Raw genomic sequence first — 17,770 nt, 5'->3', positions numbered from 1 at the left:
GTCGAGCCGCTGGATCGCACCGCTCAATGAACGGTCTTGCTGCTCTTCAGGAATGGGCGGCGGGCGGATTCGTGCTTTTCGTAGAGTTCGAGCCAGCGGCGGTCTTCTGGTCGGTACCAGTCGTTGTCGTTGACCGGCGGCGGGCCGCTCTTGCTGATGATTTCGTCCAGCCGGAAGAACTCGGCGGTCTCGTCCGATGTAAGGCCGATCAGCACTCTGTTGCCGGCGGAGTCGAGTTCGTAGTCGTCGTCCTTGATCATGCCGCCAATTGACCATCGCGGCCGGAACGGTCAACGAAATTGCCGGCTTAACCTAACCGATCAACCTTACCGGGCGCGCTTATGTCGGATTGTGTGAATAGCAGTCTGCCTGATTAGTAAGTTAAGACAATGTTTTAACTATCGACGTAAACGACTTCCGAGTCTTCATTCTTGGCAGCGATCGGCGATGCCAGAGGCGGGGAGCCTTCAATGCTGAAATCGATTTCGGCGCGGATGATCGTCGCGATCATTCTTGTGGCCATTGGGTCGTGCGCCATGCTGGCTGGCTTCAGCTTTTGGCGGCAACAGGCGACGATCGACGTCGCGCTGGAACGCGAACTACGTTCCGACTATGCCAATCTCATCGGCGCGCTCGAGGCGGAGACCCGCACGACGCTGGCTGTCAGCGAAACCATCGCGGCCATGCAGGCGGTGAAGGAGGTCGTCCGTGCCGGCGATCGCAATGCCGTATTGAAGATATTGAAGGAAGCTCACTCCAAACTTGCTGCACGCGGCCTCGATTTGGTCACCGTCCAGGTTCCGCCGGCAACGACGCTTATGCGTATCCACAAGCCGGATTCGTTCGGTGATAACGTCGCCGATCGCCGCAAGATGGTGGTCGATACGCTGTCATTGGCCAAGTCCCATGGCGGCATCGAGCCGGGTGCAGACAGCCTGACCGTGTTCGGCACCAGTCCGATCGTCGACGACAAGGGGCTGGTCGGCACCGTGGATGTCGGGACGCCGTTCGGAAAGAACTTCGTCGAGCGGATGAAGGCCAGGTTCCAGGTCGATGTCGCGATCCTGCAGCCGACCGCTGCTGGCGTGAAAGTGATTGCGTCATCGATGCCCGGCCTGACGCCGGATGTCGACGCGATCCGCCGCGCGATGGCGGGCGAATTGGTGATCCGCAAGAGCGAGGATGACGGCAAGACGACGGGCATGACCTTCGGTCAGATCAAGAAGTTCTCGGGCGAGCCGATCGCGGTGCTGCAGATCGTGCGCGACGCCACCGCCTATTCCGCGCTCACGACGGGCGCGCTGCAATGGCTTGGACTGGCGACGCTCGGCGCGGCGATGGCCGCAGCTGTGGTCGCGACCTGGCTCGGCCGCGGCATGGCGAAGCCGATCCGGGCGCTGGAAGGGGCGATGTCCGAGATCATCCAGGGCCGCCACGCCGTTCTGGTGCCGGGTTGCGACCGCCGTGACGAGGTCGGTTCGATGGCTCGCACCGTCGAACTGTTCAAGGAAAGCCTGATCGAAACCGAGCGTCTGCGGGCGGCGCAGGATCAGCAGCGCATCGCCCATGAAAACGAACGGCGCCAGACGATGCTGGAGCTCGCCGCGCGGTTCGAATCCAACGTCGGTGGCGTGGTCGAACTGGTCAGCTCGGCGGCAACGGAACTCCGCGGCACGGCGGATTCGATGGCCGGCACCGCGAAGGAATCCGAGCGGCGGATCATTGCGGCGACCGCCGCTTCGACGCAGGCGACTTCGAACGCGCAGGCGGTCGCCGCCGCGGTGGAGGAACTCGACGCTTCGATTGCCGAAATCGGCAAACATGTCGATCAGTCGGCCCACGTCGCGAGCGAGGCAGCCAACCAGGCGGGCCGCACCAATGCGGAGGTGAAGGGGCTCGCGGAAGCCGCGCAGAAGATCGGCGAGGTGGTGACGCTGATCAGCGACATTGCCGCGCAGACCAATCTGCTGGCGCTGAACGCCACCATCGAGGCGGCGCGGGCCGGTGAAGCCGGCCGCGGCTTCGCGGTGGTTGCCGCCGAGGTCAAGGCGCTGGCCGAACAGACATCGAAAGCGACCGAGGAAATATCTTCGCAGATCGGCTCGATCCAGTCTGCGACGCAAAGCTCGGCAACGGCGATCGAGGGCATCACCACCATCATCGGCCGCGTCAACGAAATCGCCACGGCAATCGCTAGCGCGGTGCGCGAACAGGGCACTGCGACGCGTGAGATCGCGCACAACGTCGCCGAGGCCGCCCGGTCCACCAGCGAAGTCTCGAGCAACATCGGCGGCGTTCACGATGCGGCGCGCGAGACCGGCGTGGCTGCCGGTCAGGTCGTCGAATCCGCGAGCGAATTGTCGCGCACCGGCGAAACACTGAAGACTCAGGTCGAGACGTTCTTGCGCGAAGTCCGCGCTGCCTGATCGCCGTTGTTCCACGTCGCGAGGCGTTTGGTCTCGCGACCGCGTGGTTAACTGGCGCTAAACCGATACCGTTCAATTCTCTTTAATCAGATTGATGGACTGTGCGTGCATGACGCGCGGAGTTCGTTTGTATCTCGTCGGCTCCTTCGTCCTTGTGTCGCTTGCTGGTTGCGGACGCGGATTGTTTCAGTCCGCCGAGCGTGAACCGTGGCGGACCGAGGCCGAGGTCGCTTGTCTGAAATCGGGTGTCCTCAAAGAGACCCCGGAACTGGTCCGGATCGATCCGATTTCCGGCCCGGGCGTTTGCGGCGCCGAATTTCCCTTGAAAGTGGCCGCGCTCGGCGAAGGCAGCGTGATCGGCTTTGCCGACGATTTGCGCCCGCCGGCTGCGATCGGCGGCCGCGCCAGCCAGCCCAACTGGCCGGGCGCGCAGCCATCCTATGCCGTGCCGGCGCGCAGCACTCCCAATCAGCAGGTGCAACCGCCGGCCTATGGCGCCTCCGCGCGCTCGGGCTACGGCGCGCCGAACGATGGCTATCGCGGCGGCAACGGCCCGGTGTCGCTGACTGCGCCGGGTGTGGCGCCGGCCGGCCAGGACATCGATCTGCCGGCCGATCGTCCGCCCGCGGAGAACGTCACCGGCTATTCGCGCGATCCGAACGACACGCGGGCGCCGGCTGGCCGCTATCCGGACGATGTCCAGCGACCGCTGCCACGCCTCGGTCCGGCGCAAGGCAATATCACCGGTTCGGTCGGCCCGGTCGCGATCAAGCCGACCGCGACACTGGCGTGCCCGATCGTTTCGGCGCTGGATCGCTGGCTCGCGGAGTCCGTGCAGCCATCGGCGATGCGCTGGTTCGGCGTGCGCGTCGCCGAGATCAAGCAGATTTCTGCGTATTCGTGCCGCGGCATGAACGGCAATCCGAACGCGCATATTTCCGAGCACGCCTTCGGCAACGCGCTCGACATCTCGGCCTTCGTGCTGGCCGACGGCCGTCGCGTCACGATCAAGGGCGGCTGGAAGGGCTTGCCGGAAGAGCAGGCGTTCCTGCGCGACGTGCAGAATTCGGCGTGCCAGGTGTTCAACACGGTGCTGGCGCCGGGCTCGAATATCTATCACTACGATCACATTCACGTCGATCTGATGCGGCGGCGCAGCGCGCGCAGTATCTGCAAGCCGGCGGCGGTGTCGGGCGAGGAGGTCGCGGCGCGGCTGCAGCAGCGCAACCCCTACGCCAGCAACTGGTCTGGCGTGACCGGCTCAATCGGCCGCAACGCGGCCCGGTCGAAAGTGGTCGACCGCGAGGAAGCCGAAGACGATTAGTTCAGGCTGACTTATCTTCGAATCGTCGTCCCGCTCGCGTCAGCTCGGCCTGGCGTCGTCCGGCTTGGCGCGATAGGCGGCGAGGAACATTCGCGTGGCGCTGTCCACCACCTCGGCGATGCGCTCGGAGGAGGGTGTTTCCGTCATTTGAAAAATGAACGGCAGAAACAGCGTCGCCTGGCACAATTTGGTAAACTGGGCCGCGGCGAGGTCGCAATTGTCGATGACCAGCGTGCCGGATTTCACCTGCTGGTCGAGATAGCGCGCGAACCGGCCGAGCGAGTTTGCGATCACCCGCTCGTAATAGCGTCGGCCGATGTCCGGCATCCGTTCGGCGATCGCCATCACCGTGCGGATCGCCGATGCCCCGCGCGGGTTGCACAGCAATTTGATGTAGGCAGTGCCGAACACTTTGAGCGTGGTTTCGATGTCGCGCTCCGGCATGAAGTCGAACGACAGCATCCCCTGGGCGATGCTCTCCTGTTCGATGATCTCGCAGAACAGCGAATTCTTGTCGGTGAAGTAGACGTAGAGCGTCCCTTTGGAGACTCCCGCAGCGCGTGCGATCTCACCCATGCTGGCGCCGTCGAAGCCCTGTTCGAGGAACACCGTGCGCGCGCCCTTGATGATCTGACGGCGCTTGGCGCAGTCCTCATCGTGGCCTTGAACGGAGGTGGCGGCCTGGGTTTCAACCATTACTTCAGGATGTCCTCGGAATCGGTGCGACGGAAACGCCGCTGAAAGGGGCGATCTGCCAACAATTCATACGCAACCTTATCTTGACCGAACCGTTCGGTCAATGGTAGCTAAGAACCGGTCCTAGCGGCGCCGGGCCGGCGTGCGTATGAGTGAAGTGCAGGAGACAATGATGTCCGGACGCGATCAGGCTGCCCGAGTTCGTCGCGCCGGGCCGGACAGCGCGTCCGCCGAATCCGGCGCCGATGTCTCGCAGCCGCAAGCCCCGTCGCAGGCGGAGACGCTGCGCTCGTTGCTGGAGGATCCCGCGACGCTGAAGCTCGCCGATCCGCCGGAGCCGGAGCTGGACGACGAGATGGTCGCGCCGGTTGCGAAGCCCGCGCCGGCAGCAAGGAAGCCCGGCAAGAAAAGGCTGGTCCTGATCGGCGTCGGCATCGCGGCGCTGGCCGCGGCCGCGTATTACGGCATCGATTACATGCTGGTCGGCCGCTTCATGGTAGCGACCGACGATGCCTATGTGCGCGCCAACAACACCACGCTCGGCGCTCGCGTTGCCGGTCATATCGCCGCGATCCTGCCGCGTGACAACGCCGTCGTCAAAGCGGGCGACGTGGTGTTCAAGATCGATGACGGCGACTACAAGATCGCGGTCGACGCCGCCCGCGCCAGGATCGCCACCCAGCAGGCGACGATCGAACGGATCGGCCGGCAAGTCTCCGCGCTGCAGAGCGCCGTCGAGCAGGCGCAAGCGCAGCGCGACTCCGCCGAGGCCGCGGCCAAGCGCGCGGCGCTCGATTTCGATCGCCAGCAGGCGCTCAGCACAAAGGGGTTCGCTTCGCGCGCAACCTTCGAGGTGTCTCAAGCCGGCCGTGACCAGGGCGTCGCCTCGGTGGCCGCCGCCAAGGCCGCGTTCGATGCCGCGCGTGACAATGTCGAGGTCACCAAGGCGCAGCAGAACGAAGCACGCGCCCAGCTCGTCGAGCTGCAGAGTTCGCTCGCCAAGGCCGAGCGTGATCTCGACTTCACCAATGTCCGCGCGCCGGTCGAGGGCGTGTTCTCCAACCGGCTCGTCAATACGGGCGACTTCATTCAAGCCGGACAGCGGCTCGCCAACATCGTGCCGCTCGACGGGGTCTATGTCGACGCCAACTTCAAGGAAACCCAACTCGGCCGGCTGAAGCCCGGCCAGAAGGTCGACATTTCGGTCGACGCTTATTCCAGCCGCAAGATCGAGGGTACGGTCGACAGCCTGGCGCCCGCGGCCGGTCAGGTGTTCACGCTGCTGCCGCCCGATAACGCCACAGGCAACTTCACCAAGATCGTGCAGCGCGTGCCGGTGCGGATCCGCGTTCCGGCCGAGGTGGCGCGCGAGAATCTGCTGCGCGCCGGCATGTCGGTCTACGTCCGCGTCGATACCAAGCCGGCGAACTGACCGCCGCCGCGAGCCGAGGAGCGCCGATGTCGGCATCGACCACAGCGACAGGCGCGGCGACGCCCGAGGCGCCGTCGGAACACGTCCCAGTCAGTCGGCTGGTCGCGTTCCTGATCATGGTGTTCGGGATGTTCATGTCGATCCTGGACATCCAGATCGTCTCGGCGTCGCTGTCCGAGATTCAGGCGGGACTTTCCGCCAGCTCCAGCGAAGTCTCCTGGGTGCAGACCTCGTATCTAATCGCCGAAGTGATCGCGATCCCGTTGTCGGGCTTCCTGTCGCGCGCACTCGGCACCCGCAACCTGTTCGCGATCTCGGCGGCCGGCTTCACCTTCGCCAGCCTGATGTGCGGCTTCACGTCGACGATCACCGAGATGATCGTCTGGCGCGCGATCCAGGGCTTCCTCGGCGCCGGCATGATCCCGACCGTGTTCGCCTCGGCCTATACGGTGTTTCCGCGCAGCAAGTTCAATCTGGTCGGGCCGATCATCGGCCTGGTCGCGACGCTGGCGCCGACCATCGGTCCCACGGTCGGCGGCTACATCACCGACCTGATGTCGTGGCACTGGCTGTTCTTCATCAACATCGTGCCGGGCATCGGCATCACCATCGGCGTGCTGGCGCTGGTCGATTTCGACGAGCCGCATTACGAACTGCTCGATCATTTCGACTGGTGGGGGCTCGGCTTCATGGCCGGCTTCCTCGGTTCGCTCGAATACGTGCTCGAAGAAGGCCCGCGCAACGACTGGTTCAACGACGAGTCGATCCTGATTTTCGCGATCGTCTGCGTGGTTTCCGCGGTGGCATTCTTCTGGCGGGTGCTGACGGCACGCGAGCCGATCGTCGATATCCGCGCCTTCGCCAACCGCAACTTCGCGTTCGGCTGCATGTTCTCGTTCTGCGTCGGGATCGGGCTCTACGGGCTGACCTACATCTATCCGCGCTACCTCGCCGAAGTGCGCGGCTACAGCGCGCTGATGATCGGCGAGACGATGTTCGTCTCCGGCATCGCGATGTTCCTCACGGCGCCGCTGGTCGGCCGGCTGATGGCGCTGATCGATATGCGGATCCTGATCGCGATCGGCCTGCTGCTGTTCGCCGGCGGCACCTGGCAGATGACCTGGATCACCCGCGACTACGATTTTTACGAGCTGTTGTGGCCGCAGATCTTCCGCGGCGTCGGCATGATGATGGCGATGGTGCCGGTCAACACCATCTCGCTCGGCACGCTGCCCGCCGCGCGGGTGAAGAACGCGTCGGGCCTGTTCAATCTGACGCGCAATCTCGGCGGCGCGCTCGGCCTCGCGCTGATCAACACCGCGCTCGACGGCCGCACCGACTTTCACATCTCCCGACTGCACGACAAGGTCACCTGGGGCAACGCGCAGGCGGTCGATTTTCTCAATATGCTGACCCAGCGCTTCCAGGGCCTCGGTGACGCTTCGATGATGGCGCTGAAACAGTTCAACATGATCGTCCATCGCCAGGCGGTGACGATGAGCTTCGGCGACACCTTCTTTATACTGACGTTCTTCTATGTCGGGCTGAGCACGCTGGTGTTCCTGCTCGCCAAGCCGGCGAACCCGATGGTGGCGGCAGAGGGCGGGCATTGATCCGCGGAATTTCTGCGCTCGCGGCGTCCCGTACTAAAATTGCCGCAATTCTTATCCATCTACCGTTAGATCGTGATCATTCACGTGGGTTGCCGACAGGAATCGGGAGGATGTGCATGAAGAATATGTCGTCGCATATCGCGCTCCCGCATTCGCAGCCGATCCTTGGCGCCTTGACCGCACGTTAGGTCGGCGAGGGGTCGGATTCGAACATCCGATCGGGCGCAACACTTCCACTACCACCCGTTACTGATCGTGCCTGCGCGCGGCGTCGCCGTTGCGGGCCCTTGAATTGGAGCCGGCTTGCGCCTCGACGCAGCCGGATGATGCCATGACTCGTTCAACCGGCAAGAGCGCCGACGCGATCCGCGTCGTGCTGTCCTTCGTCTTCCGCCATTGGCGCAACCAGCCGGGTCGCATGGCCACGGTGGTCGCCGGCCTGCTGGGCGCCACCGTCGCCGACCTGTTCATGCCGCTGTTTTCCGGACATCTGGTTGACGCGGTCACTGCCGGCGCGTCCGATCCCGACGCGCGCCGCGCGGCGTTCACCGCGTTCGGCGCCATCGTGGCGCTCGGCCTGCTGGCGATGGTGTTGCGCCTCGTGGGGCTGCAGGCGATCGTGCCATTCACGCTGAACATGATGTCCGATGTCGCACGCGACGCGTTCGCGCGGGTGCAGCGCTTCTCCACCGACTGGCACGCCAACAGTTTCGCCGGCTCGACGGTGCGCAAGATCACCCGCGGGATGTGGGCATTCGATCTGCTCAACGACACGCTGCTGATGGCTTTGGCGCCGTCGCTCCTGGTGCTGGTCGGCTCGATGATCCTGCTCGGCCTGCACTGGCCCTTGCTCGGCGCAGTGATCGCGCTCGGCACTGTCGCCTATGTGACGATGACGGTGCTGTTCTCCACGCGCTACGTGGCTCCGGCTGCGCGGATCTCCAACGTCTGGGACACCAGGGTCGGCGGGACGCTGGCCGATGCGCTGACCTGCAACGCGGTGGTCAAGGCCTTCGGCGCCGAAACGCGTGAGGACACGCGGCTGGCAAGGGCCGTTGCACGCTGGCGGTCGCGGACGAGCCGCACCTGGTTCCGGTACAACTACACGAGCACGGCGCAGCTCACGATCCTGCTGATCATTCGCGCCGCCGTCGTCGGCAGCGCGCTGTGGCTGTGGCTGGACGGCCAAGCCTCGGCAGGTGACGTCACCTACGTGCTGACCAGCTACTTTATCATCCACGGTTACTTGCGTGATATCGGCATGCACATCAACAATATGCAGCGCTCGATCAACGACATGGAGGAATTGGTCGCGATTCACGACGCGCCGATCGGCATCGTCGACGCCGCCGGTGCGCAGCCGATCCGCGTGCATGGCGGGCGCATCGTGTTCGAGGACGTGACGTTCCTTTATGGCGGTCACGCCACGCCGCTGTACGATCGGCTCGCCGTGCAGATTGACGCCGGTGAGCGCGTCGGCCTGGTCGGCCGCTCCGGCTCGGGCAAAACCACCTTCGTCAAGCTGCTGCAGCGGCTCCATGACGTCACCGCCGGCCGTATCCTGATCGACGGACAGGACATCTCACTGGCCACCCAGCAATCGCTGCGCAGCCAGATCGCGATCGTGCAGCAGGAGCCGATCCTGTTTCACCGATCGCTGGCCGAGAACATCGCCTATGCCAGGCCCGACGCCAGCCTCGCGGAGGTCGAGCAGGCGGCGCGGCTGGCCAACGCCCATGATTTCATCATGCGGATGCCCGGCGGCTACGGCACGCTGGTCGGCGAGCGCGGGGTCAAGCTGTCCGGCGGCGAGCGGCAGCGGGTGGCGTTGGCGCGCGCATTTCTGGCCGACGCACCGATCCTGATTCTCGACGAGGCGACGTCCAGCCTCGACTCCGAATCCGAGATGCTGATCCAGCAGGCGATGGAGCGCCTGATGAAGGGCCGGACCGCGATCGTGATCGCGCATCGTCTGTCGACGGTGCGTAGCCTCGATCGCATTCTGGTGTTCGACCGCGGTGACATCGTCGAGCAGGGCACGCACGCGACGCTGGCGGCACGCCCGAACGGGCTCTATCGCGGGCTGTTCGAGCGCCAAGCGATGGAGAGCGGCCGGTTGTCTGCCGCGGAGTGAGGCGGTCTGATGCCTGGCAGAGAAAATGGCGAGGGGCCGGTGTAGGCGCCGGCCCCTCATTCATCTTGCCGCGTTTTCTCCACGTGAAGCAGAGAGCCGAAAACGCTTGACGGAATTAGTATCAGTCGGCCTGTAAGCCGGGTTCTGGAGGGCACCGGCTGCTTGCGCAGCCGATACGTGACGGCCATTCCTCTGGGACCATGTTTGCACATGGCCTCGAGCAACCTACCCGGACGGCGAGCCTGACATCGCCCTGCGGAGTTATCGCCCGAAAGCGAACTGTCCGCGATGCCGTCCCTATTCGGTTTTGCTCCCGGTGGGGTTTACCATGCCGTCTCCGTTGCCGGCGACGCGGTGCGCTCTTACCGCACCTTTTCACCCTTACTCGCCCCCACCCCGAGGGGAGGGGGAAGCGGTTCGTTCTCTGTGGCACTTTCCCTGGGGTCGCCCCCGCCGGACGTTATCCGGCACCGTATGTCGATGGAGCCCGGACTTTCCTCCCCGGCGGCCTTTCGGCGCTTGCCGGAGCGGCCGTCCGGCCGACTGACGCGACAGCCATGCGGGCTGGATGCTGCGGCGTCAAGGCGTAACGTCGGGTGATGCGTTGGGACGGGACCGGTTCAGGTCAGCGCAGCGGTGGCGCGGACGTCGATCGGCAGCTCGCCGAGCAAAGCGTGCAACGTCGCGAGCGTCGAGCCGTCGGCGACACCGTCGACCTTCTCCGGTCGGAAGTGACGCTGGAACGCTGAGACGACCTCGACGGTCGCCGGGTCGTACTTGCCGGTGGCGGCGATGCCATAGCCATAATCGGCCAGCGCCTGCTGCATCACCCGGATCTGTTCGCCCTCGGCGCCGAGCCTGAATCCGGCGCCGGCCTCGATCGGCGCCGGCTCGACCCAATGGCCGACGCCGGAGGCGGCGAGCGAGCGCCACGGAAATTTCTCGCCGGGGTCCTTCTTGCGCGACGGCGCGACATCGGAATGGCCGAGCACCCGATGCGGCGGCACGTTGCGGCGGATGATGATGCCGCGGCACAGCGTGATTACCGCGGCGATCTGCCGGAGCGGGTAGTCAGGGTAGCCCCAATCGTGCCCACGATTGATGATCTCGATGCCGATCGAGCAGGAGTTGATGTCGTCCTCGCCGGCCCATTTCGCGACGCCGGCATGCCAGGCGCGCTTGGATTCCGGCACGCATTGCAGAATCCGGCCGTCCTCGAGCACGACGTAATGCGCCGACACCTCGGTGCCCGCCTTGCACAACCGTGTCAGCGCGCCCTCGACATCGGGCATCCCGGTATAGTGCAGGACGATCATGTCGGGCCGGCGGGCCTTGTTGCGCTCGCCGAAATTCGGCGACGGAATCACGTCGGACACGACCGAGGAGTCAGGCATGAAGGTCTGCATGGCCACGATGCCCTTGGGCAGTGGGACGACACGTCGACGTTTCGACTCGTGACCCGCAGACGCGAGCGAACCTGACAGCATCAGACGATCCAAACCCGGCAGGAGAACGGCGACAGTGCGGGTGCGACGAGCCGCAGCGCCCGTTCACTATCCCGGTCATTACAATTGACCGCAACGCGCCTGTTTCATGATTTTGCCATTTTCTGTGGACTGTGGACGGGCCGCATCACTTCGATACCCGTGGCCAATCGCCTGTAGAGCAATTTGTCCGGCGATCCTGACCCTCGGTGTCAACGTTTTCTTAAGGCTAAGGGACGTTACTGAGGGGTGAAGAGCCGAACCGCCGGTGATCGCCGGGCCTCCCTCTGAAAACCCATAAGCCGATGGCAATCCTACAGATTCCAGCCGGACCGCCGGGTTCTCCAGGATCGGTCGCCGGCGCTCTGGCTGATCCCGTCGTGGAACTGGGAGTTTCGAAAGACGATGCGCCCGTTGCCGCCGACATTGCAGCCGAATTGCGCCGGACCCGGCCTCCGTACGGCACGGACCGGGCTGACGGCCTTGCCGGCCGGGCCGGACGCATGACCGAAACGCGGCCGCGCCATATTCCGGTGCTGGGGGTCGAGGCGGTGGGCTTGCTCGCGCCGCGCGACGGCGGCGTCTATGTCGACGGCACCTTCGGCGCTGGCGGCTATACGCGGCTGATCCTGGAGGCGGCCGACACGCGGGTGATCGCGATCGATCGCGACCGCAACGCCATCGCCGACGGCTTCGACCTGGTGCAGAGCACAAGCGGGCGGCTCACGCTGGTCGAGGATCGCTTCTCCAATCTCGCCGATGTCTGCGAAGCGCAGGGCGCAGAGGCCGTCGACGGCGTGGTGATGGATATCGGCGTGTCGTCGATGCAGGTCGATCAAGCCGATCGCGGCTTCTCGTTCCGGCTCGACGGGCCGCTCGACATGCGGATGGGCAATGACGGCCCGACCGCGGCCGACGTGGTCGCGCATGCGTCTGAAGCCGACCTCGCCAACATCATCTATATCTTCGGCGAGGAGAAATATTCCCGCCACGTCGCCCGCGCCATCATTGCCGCGCGCAAGGACGCGCCGATCGCAACGACGAAGGCGCTGGCCGACATCGTCGCCACGGTGGTGCGCAGCAAGCCTGGGCAGATCCACCCGGCGACGCGGACGTTCCAGGCGCTGCGGATCTTCGTGAACGAAGAGCTCGACGAATTGTATCAGGCGCTCGCCGCTGCCGAACGGGTGCTGAAGCCTGGCGGGCGGCTCGCCGTGGTGTCGTTCCACTCGCTGGAAGACCGCATCGTCAAGACCTTCCTCGGCGACCGCAGCCGCACCGGCGGCGGCTCGCGGCATCTGCCGGAGCTGACGCAGGCGGCGCCGAGCTTCACCGTGCTGACCAAGCGCCCGATCGTCGCGGGCGACGCCGAAATCGCCGCCAATCCGCGCGCGCGCTCGGCCAAGCTGCGCGGCGCCGAACGCACCGCGGCGCCGGCGCACAGGCCCGACGATCTGCCGGGATGGCCGACGCTGGCCTCGGTGATGAGGGCCGGCCGATGATGCGCATCATTCATCTGGCGGTGATCGGAATGCTGGTGTTCGCCGCGGCCTATGTCTACCGGATCAAGATGGATTCGACTGCGCGCACCGAGAAGGTGCTGCAGCTCCACGCCGAAGCGCGCAAGGAGCGCGAGGCGATCGCGCGGCTGCGCGCCGAATGGGCCCAGCTCGACGCGCCGGGGCGTCTGCAGGGTCTCGCCGACCGCCACCTCAAATTGAAGCCGATCAGCGCCCGCCAGTTCGACCAGTTGAAGAACCTGCCGGAGCGGCCGCCGACCATCGTCAATCCGAACGATCCCGATCCGATCGCGTCGATGATCGATAAAATCGATCCCGACATCATCACCGGCTCGCTGCCGGCGCCGGAGGCCGCGCAGTGATTGATCCGTCGCTTCCACTTGTCGGCCATCGCGTCGGTTGGCGCCAGCGGTTGATCCGCAGCCTGATCTATGGGCGCGACGTCGACCGCGACGCCAAGGCGCGCGCCCGCGTCGGCCTCGCGATGCTGGCGTTCGCCGCGGTCTACGGCGTGATCGCCTTCAAGCTGTCGATGATCGCGCTGTTCGGCGACAGCCACGGCACGCGGCGCACGGCGTCGCAGGATGCGATCGCCACCGCCCGGCCGGATATCGTCGATCGCAACGGCACCATCCTCGCCACCGACGTCAAGTCGCCTTCCTTGTTCGGCGAGCCGCGCCGCATCATCGATCAGGACGAAGCGGTCGAGCTGCTCACCGCGACGCTGCCCGACCTCGAGACCCAGGAAGTCCGCGAGCGGCTGGCGTCGAAAAAGGGCTTCGTCTGGTTGAAGCGCGAGATCACGCCGCGACAGCAGGCCGATATCAAGAAGCTCGGCATCCCCGGCATCGGCTTCCTGCGCGAGAACAAGCGGGTCTATCCGACCGGCACCGAGGTCTCGCATCTGATCGGCCTCGTCAACATCGACAACCAGGGCATCGCCGGCATCGAGAAGTGGCTCGACAACAACGGCCTCGCCGATCTGCATCGCGCCGGTTTCGCTTCCGACAGGCTGCAGCGTCCGGTCGAACTCGCGGTCGACATCCGCGTCGAACATGCGCTGCGCGACGAACTGCTGAAGGCGAAGAACAAGTACAGCGCCAAGGCGGCGTCGGGCCTCGTCTCAAACGTCAATACCGGCGAGATCGTGGCGATGGTGTCTCTGCCGGATTTCGATCCGAACAATCCGCGCGAGGCCAACGACCCCGACCGCATCAACCGGCTCACCACCGGCGTGTACGAAATGGGTTCGACCTTCAAGACGCTGACGCTGGCGATGGCGCTGGACTCGGGCAAGGCGACGCTGAACACGCTGTACGACGCGCGCGGCGCGCTGCGCTACGGCAAGTTCGCGATCCACGACACCCATCCGCTCGGCCGCCCGATCACGCTCGCGGAAGTGTTCACCTTCTCCTCCAATGTCGGCGCGGCGCGGATCGCGATCGCCCAGGGCGTCGAGGCGCACAAGGCGTTCCTGAAGAAGGTCGGCCAGCTCGACCGGCTGCGCACGGAGCTGCCGGAAAGCGCGTCGCCGATCGTGCCGAAGCGCTGGGGCGAACTCAACACCATCACCATTTCGTTCGGTCACGGCGTTGCCGTCGCCCCGCTGCAGGCGGTGATGGGCATCAACGCCATGGTCAATGGCGGCTACCTCATTCCGCCGACCTTCCTCAAGCGCAGCGAGGAAGACGCGCTGAAGATGGCCAAGCGCGTGGTCAAGAAGGAAACCAGCGACAAGATCCGCTATCTGATGCGGCTCAACGCCGAAATCGGCACCGCCAGGACCGCCGATCAGATCGCCAAGGGCTACTATATCGGCGGCAAGACCGGCACCTCGGAAAAGGTCATCAACGGCCGTTACGCCAAGAAGCAGGTGCTGAACTCGTTCACCGCGGTGCTGCCGGCCGACAATCCACAGTTCCAGGTGCTGGTGATGCTCGACGAGCCCAAGGCGCTGCCGGAAACCCATGGTTTCATCACCTCGGGCTGGAACGCGGTGCCCACCGGTGGCAAGGTGATCGAACGAATCGCGCCGCTGTTGGGAATCGAGCCGCGGTTCGATCTGCCGCCGCCCGACCGCCTTATTCTTGCGGCATCGAAGACGGCCCAATAGCACCCGCAACGCGCGGGACGGTACTGCGTCAGTCGTGTTGCACCGGGGCGCGCTTGCGCTACAAGCCCGGTTTGCGTGCTGAATCCCATTCGAACCGGCTGACCGGACAAGGACCATGAAGCTCCGCGATCTCTTCAGCGACGACGCCCCGATCGACGCACAGGGCTCGCCGCGCGGCGCCGCCGATCTCGACGTCGGCGGCCTTGCGGTCGACAGCCGCGCGGTGAAGCCGGGCGATCTGTTCTTTGCGCTGGCCGGGGCGAAGACCGACGGCGCACGCTTCATCGCCGCTGCGATCGACGCCGGCGCGGTCGCGGTCGCCGGCGATCATGCGCCGGATGGCGAACTCGCCGTGCCGTTCGTGCCCCTCGGCAATCCGCGCCGCGCGCTGGCGCTGGCCGCCGCGCGTTTCTATTCGCGACAGCCACGGACCATCGCCGCGGTGACCGGGACCAGCGGCAAGACCTCGGTCGCGGCGTTCACCCGGCATATCTGGCAACGGCTCGGACACGCTGCGGCAAGCATCGGCACCATTGGTCTGGTCACCCCGACGCGTAGCGTCTACGGTTCACTGACAACGCCGGACCCGATCGCGCTGCATCGCTCGCTCGACGAGATCGCCGGCGAAGGCGTCACGCATCTGGCGCTCGAAGCCTCATCGCACGGGCTCGATCAGTTCCGGCTCGACGGCGTTCGCGTCGCGGCCGGCGGCTTCACCAATCTGTCGCGAGACCATATGGACTATCATCCGGACGTCGCGCACTACCTCAACGCCAAGCTCCGGCTGTTTCGCGATCTGGTGATCGACGGCGGGGCCGCGGTGATTTCCGCTGACCACGACTGTTCGGCGCAAGTGATCGACGCCGCACGTGCGCGAGGGCTGCGGCTGATCACCGTCGGCCGCAACGGCGACGCAGGCGAGGGCATCCGGCTGATCGAGGCGTCGATCGACGGCTTCGCGCAGAAGCTCACGATCGAACATGCCGGCCGCCGCACCGCGGTGCATCTGCCGCTGGTCGGCGAATTCCAGATCGAGAACGCGCTGGTCGCGGCCGGGCTGGTGATCGGCGCCGGCGGCGATCCGGCGGCGGCGTTCGCGGCGCTGGATCATCTCGAAGGCGCCCCGGGCCGGCTCGATTTCGTCGGCGAGCGCCGCGGCGCGCCGGTGTTCGTCGACTACGCGCACAAGCCTGATGCGCTGGCGAAGGCGCTGCAGGCGCTGCGGCCCTACGCGAAGCGCAAGCTCGTCGTGGTGTTCGGCGCCGGCGGCGATCGCGACGCCGGCAAGCGGCCGCTGATGGGCGCGATCGCAGCCGAGAACGCCGACAGCATCATCGTCACCGACGATAATCCGCGCAGCGAAGACCCTGCCGCAATCCGGGCCGCCATCCTCGCCGCCGCGCCGGGAGCGCGCGAGATCGGGGATCGCGCCGAGGCGATCCGCACCGCGATCGCCGCGCTGGCGCCGGGCGATGCGCTGCTGATTGCCGGCAAGGGCCATGAGACCGGGCAGATCGTGCGCGACACGGTGCTGCCGTTCAGTGATCACGAAGCCGCCGCGGCGGCGTTGTCGACGAGTGCCGGATGAGCAAACCACCGCTTTGGACTTCGGATGCGATGGCGGAGGCGATGCGCGCCGCCGCGAGCGGCTCGCTGCCGCGCGATGTGTTCGGCATTTCGATCGACAGCCGCACGCTGGCGCCGGGCGATGCGTATTTCGCGATCAAGGGCGACGTCCACGATGGTCACGATTTCGTCGCCGCCGCGCTGAATGCCGGCGCGGCGCTGGCGGTGGTGGAGAGGGCGCAGCGCGCCAAGTTCGCCGCCGACGCGCCGCTGCTGGTGGTCGACGACGTACTCGACGGATTGCGCGAGCTCGGCCGCGCGGCGCGGGCGCGGCTCGACGCCAAGATCATCGCGGTGACCGGCTCGGTCGGCAAGACCTCGACCAAGGAGGCGCTGCGCGGCGTGCTCGGGGCGCAAGGCGAGACCCACGCTTCGGTGGCGTCGTTCAACAATCACTGGGGCGTGCCGCTGTCGTTGGCGCGCTGTCCGGCGGACGTGCGCTACGCGGTGTTCGAAATCGGCATGAACCACGCGGGTGAAATCGAACCGCTGGTGAAGATGGTGCGACCACATGTGGTGATCATCACCACGGTGGAGCCGGTGCACCTCGAGTTCTTCTCCGGCATCGAAGCGATCGCCGACGCCAAGGCGGAAATCTTCGCTGGGCTGGTGCCCGGCGGCACGGCGGTTCTCAATCGCGACAATGCGATGTTCAAGCGGCTCACCGACAGCGCCCGCAAGGCCGGCGTCGGTCGCGTCGTATCGTTCGGTGCCGATGTCGAGGCCGATGCGCGGCTGCTCGACGTCGCGTTGCACGCCGATTGCTCCGCGGTGCATGCGACGATTTTCGGCCGCGACGTCACTTACAAGCTCGGGATTCCCGGGCGGCATATCGCGATGAATTCTCTGGCCGTATTGGCCGCGGCGGAAACTGTCGGCGCTGATCTCGCGCTGGCGGCGCTGGCGCTGTCGCACGTCCAGCCCGCCGCCGGCCGTGGCGTCCGCCGCGCGCTCGAATTCGGGCAAAGCGAGGCCACGCTGATCGACGAGAGCTATAATGCCAATCCGGCGTCGATGGTGGCGGCGCTGGGCGTGCTCGGCCAGGTCCCGGTCGGTCCGCAGGGACGGCGGATCGTTGTGCTCGGCGACATGCTGGAACTCGGCCCGGCCGGGCCGGAGTTGCATCGCGACCTCGCCGAGTCGGTGCGGAATAACGCAATCGATCTGGTGTTCTGCTGCGGTCCGCTGATGCGCAATTTGTGGGACGCCCTTTCCTCAGGGAAGCGAGGGGGCTATGCAGAGACCGCGGCCGCGCTCGAATCTCAGGTGGTTGCGGCGATCCGTGCCGGCGACGTGCTGATGATCAAAGGCTCGCTCGGCTCGCGCATGAAAACGATTGTCACCGCGCTCGAGAAGCGCTTTCCCGGCAAGACCGCGCGCGATGACGCTGCGGTGTAAGGCG

13 protein-coding genes and 1 other RNA gene are annotated in these 17,770 nt (G+C 65.8%); 10 read left to right on the top strand and 4 right to left on the bottom strand.

Annotation, left to right across the window (positions count from 1 at the left end):
* Positions 1-23: 23 nt before the first annotated feature.
* Positions 24-260: a hypothetical protein gene (locus tag BMY71_RS07245; RefSeq protein WP_011503801.1), complete on the bottom strand. Its 237-nt coding sequence runs from the start codon at positions 258-260 to the stop codon at positions 24-26.
* Positions 261-470: 210 nt separating this feature from the next.
* Here BMY71_RS07245 and BMY71_RS07240 point away from each other — a divergent pair, with 210 nt between their 5' ends.
* Together BMY71_RS07240 and BMY71_RS07235 are read left to right on the top strand one after the other, a co-directional pair.
* Positions 471-2,426, top strand: a complete 1,956-nt coding sequence (locus BMY71_RS07240; protein ID WP_092682730.1) for a methyl-accepting chemotaxis protein — start codon at positions 471-473, stop codon at positions 2,424-2,426.
* Positions 2,427-2,535: 109 nt separating this feature from the next.
* On the top strand, positions 2,536-3,750 hold the full coding sequence (locus BMY71_RS07235) for an extensin-like domain-containing protein (protein WP_092682728.1): 1,215 nt from the start codon (positions 2,536-2,538) through the stop codon (positions 3,748-3,750).
* A gap of 39 nt (positions 3,751-3,789) precedes the next feature.
* Here BMY71_RS07235 and BMY71_RS07230 read toward each other — a convergent pair whose 3' ends face one another.
* On the bottom strand, positions 3,790-4,446 hold the full coding sequence (locus BMY71_RS07230) for a TetR/AcrR family transcriptional regulator (protein ID WP_092682726.1): 657 nt from the start codon (positions 4,444-4,446) through the stop codon (positions 3,790-3,792).
* 172 nt (positions 4,447-4,618) lie between these two features.
* Here BMY71_RS07230 and BMY71_RS07225 point away from each other — a divergent pair, with 172 nt between their 5' ends.
* From BMY71_RS07225 to BMY71_RS07215, 3 genes are all read left to right on the top strand, one after another.
* Positions 4,619-5,878, top strand: coding sequence for an HlyD family secretion protein (locus tag BMY71_RS07225; protein WP_092683135.1), 1,260 nt, complete (start codon positions 4,619-4,621; stop codon positions 5,876-5,878).
* Positions 5,879-5,904: 26 nt separating this feature from the next.
* Entirely contained in the window at positions 5,905-7,491 is a 1,587-nt protein-coding gene (locus BMY71_RS07220; RefSeq protein WP_092682724.1) for a DHA2 family efflux MFS transporter permease subunit, read from the top strand.
* A 331-nt stretch (positions 7,492-7,822) separates the two neighbouring features.
* Positions 7,823-9,625 carry an ABC transporter ATP-binding protein gene (locus BMY71_RS07215; RefSeq protein ID WP_092683133.1) on the top strand — a complete coding sequence of 601 codons (1,803 nt, stop codon included), beginning with the start codon at positions 7,823-7,825 and terminating at the stop codon, positions 9,623-9,625.
* A 117-nt stretch (positions 9,626-9,742) separates the two neighbouring features.
* Here BMY71_RS07215 and rnpB read toward each other — a convergent pair.
* Positions 9,743-10,172: RNase P RNA component class A (gene rnpB, locus BMY71_RS07210), an RNA gene on the bottom strand.
* Between the two features lie 73 nt (positions 10,173-10,245).
* A complete protein-coding gene (locus BMY71_RS07205; RefSeq protein ID WP_092682722.1) occupies positions 10,246-11,112 on the bottom strand; it encodes an N-acetylmuramoyl-L-alanine amidase in 867 nt (288 codons plus the stop codon).
* A 500-nt stretch (positions 11,113-11,612) separates the two neighbouring features.
* On the opposite strand from BMY71_RS07205, the gene rsmH reads away from it, so the two are divergent.
* From rsmH to BMY71_RS07180, 5 genes are all read left to right on the top strand, one after another.
* Positions 11,613-12,611 (top strand): 16S rRNA (cytosine(1402)-N(4))-methyltransferase RsmH, encoded by a 999-nt coding sequence (gene rsmH, locus BMY71_RS07200; RefSeq protein ID WP_092683131.1) that lies wholly within the window; start codon positions 11,613-11,615, stop codon positions 12,609-12,611.
* Complete coding sequence (gene ftsL, locus BMY71_RS07195; protein ID WP_041806048.1) at positions 12,611-12,991, top strand: cell division protein FtsL; 381 nt, start codon at positions 12,611-12,613, stop codon at positions 12,989-12,991. Before rsmH ends, ftsL begins: the two co-directional genes overlap by 1 nt.
* Positions 12,988-14,742, top strand: coding sequence for a peptidoglycan D,D-transpeptidase FtsI family protein (locus BMY71_RS07190; RefSeq protein WP_011503791.1), 1,755 nt, complete (start codon positions 12,988-12,990; stop codon positions 14,740-14,742). The genes ftsL and BMY71_RS07190 overlap by 4 nt, the downstream gene beginning before the upstream one ends.
* A gap of 115 nt (positions 14,743-14,857) precedes the next feature.
* The gene (locus tag BMY71_RS07185) at positions 14,858-16,330 is read left to right on the top strand and encodes a UDP-N-acetylmuramoyl-L-alanyl-D-glutamate--2,6-diaminopimelate ligase (RefSeq protein WP_092682720.1); all 1,473 of its coding nucleotides are present in this window, start codon (positions 14,858-14,860) and stop codon (positions 16,328-16,330) included.
* Complete coding sequence (locus tag BMY71_RS07180) at positions 16,327-17,766, top strand: UDP-N-acetylmuramoylalanyl-D-glutamyl-2,6-diaminopimelate--D-alanyl-D-alanine ligase (protein WP_092682718.1); 1,440 nt, start codon at positions 16,327-16,329, stop codon at positions 17,764-17,766. The genes BMY71_RS07185 and BMY71_RS07180 overlap by 4 nt, the downstream gene beginning before the upstream one ends.
* Positions 17,767-17,770 lie beyond the last annotated feature (4 nt).

The sequence above is a fragment of the Rhodopseudomonas pseudopalustris genome (genome assembly GCF_900110435.1).
Classification (GTDB): domain Bacteria; phylum Pseudomonadota; class Alphaproteobacteria; order Rhizobiales; family Xanthobacteraceae; genus Rhodopseudomonas; species Rhodopseudomonas pseudopalustris.
This window is presented reverse-complemented; position numbering and strand designations above follow the sequence as displayed.

Coding starts and splice junctions, on each gene's coding strand:
- BMY71_RS07240 (WP_092682730.1), top strand. CDS start 471: ATGCTGAAATCGATTTCGGCGCGGATGATCGTCGCGATCATTCTTGTG.
- BMY71_RS07230 (WP_092682726.1), bottom strand. CDS start 4,446: ATGGTTGAAACCCAGGCCGCCACCTCCGTTCAAGGCCACGATGAGGAC.
- rsmH (WP_092683131.1), top strand. CDS start 11,613: ATGACCGAAACGCGGCCGCGCCATATTCCGGTGCTGGGGGTCGAGGCG.
- BMY71_RS07185 (WP_092682720.1), top strand. CDS start 14,858: ATGAAGCTCCGCGATCTCTTCAGCGACGACGCCCCGATCGACGCACAG.
- BMY71_RS07220 (WP_092682724.1), top strand. CDS start 5,905: ATGTCGGCATCGACCACAGCGACAGGCGCGGCGACGCCCGAGGCGCCG.
- BMY71_RS07245 (WP_011503801.1), bottom strand. CDS start 260: ATGATCAAGGACGACGACTACGAACTCGACTCCGCCGGCAACAGAGTG.
- ftsL (WP_041806048.1), top strand. CDS start 12,611: ATGCGCATCATTCATCTGGCGGTGATCGGAATGCTGGTGTTCGCCGCG.
- BMY71_RS07235 (WP_092682728.1), top strand. CDS start 2,536: ATGACGCGCGGAGTTCGTTTGTATCTCGTCGGCTCCTTCGTCCTTGTG.
- BMY71_RS07225 (WP_092683135.1), top strand. CDS start 4,619: ATGTCCGGACGCGATCAGGCTGCCCGAGTTCGTCGCGCCGGGCCGGAC.
- BMY71_RS07205 (WP_092682722.1), bottom strand. CDS start 11,112: ATGCTGTCAGGTTCGCTCGCGTCTGCGGGTCACGAGTCGAAACGTCGA.
- BMY71_RS07215 (WP_092683133.1), top strand. CDS start 7,823: ATGACTCGTTCAACCGGCAAGAGCGCCGACGCGATCCGCGTCGTGCTG.
- BMY71_RS07180 (WP_092682718.1), top strand. CDS start 16,327: ATGAGCAAACCACCGCTTTGGACTTCGGATGCGATGGCGGAGGCGATG.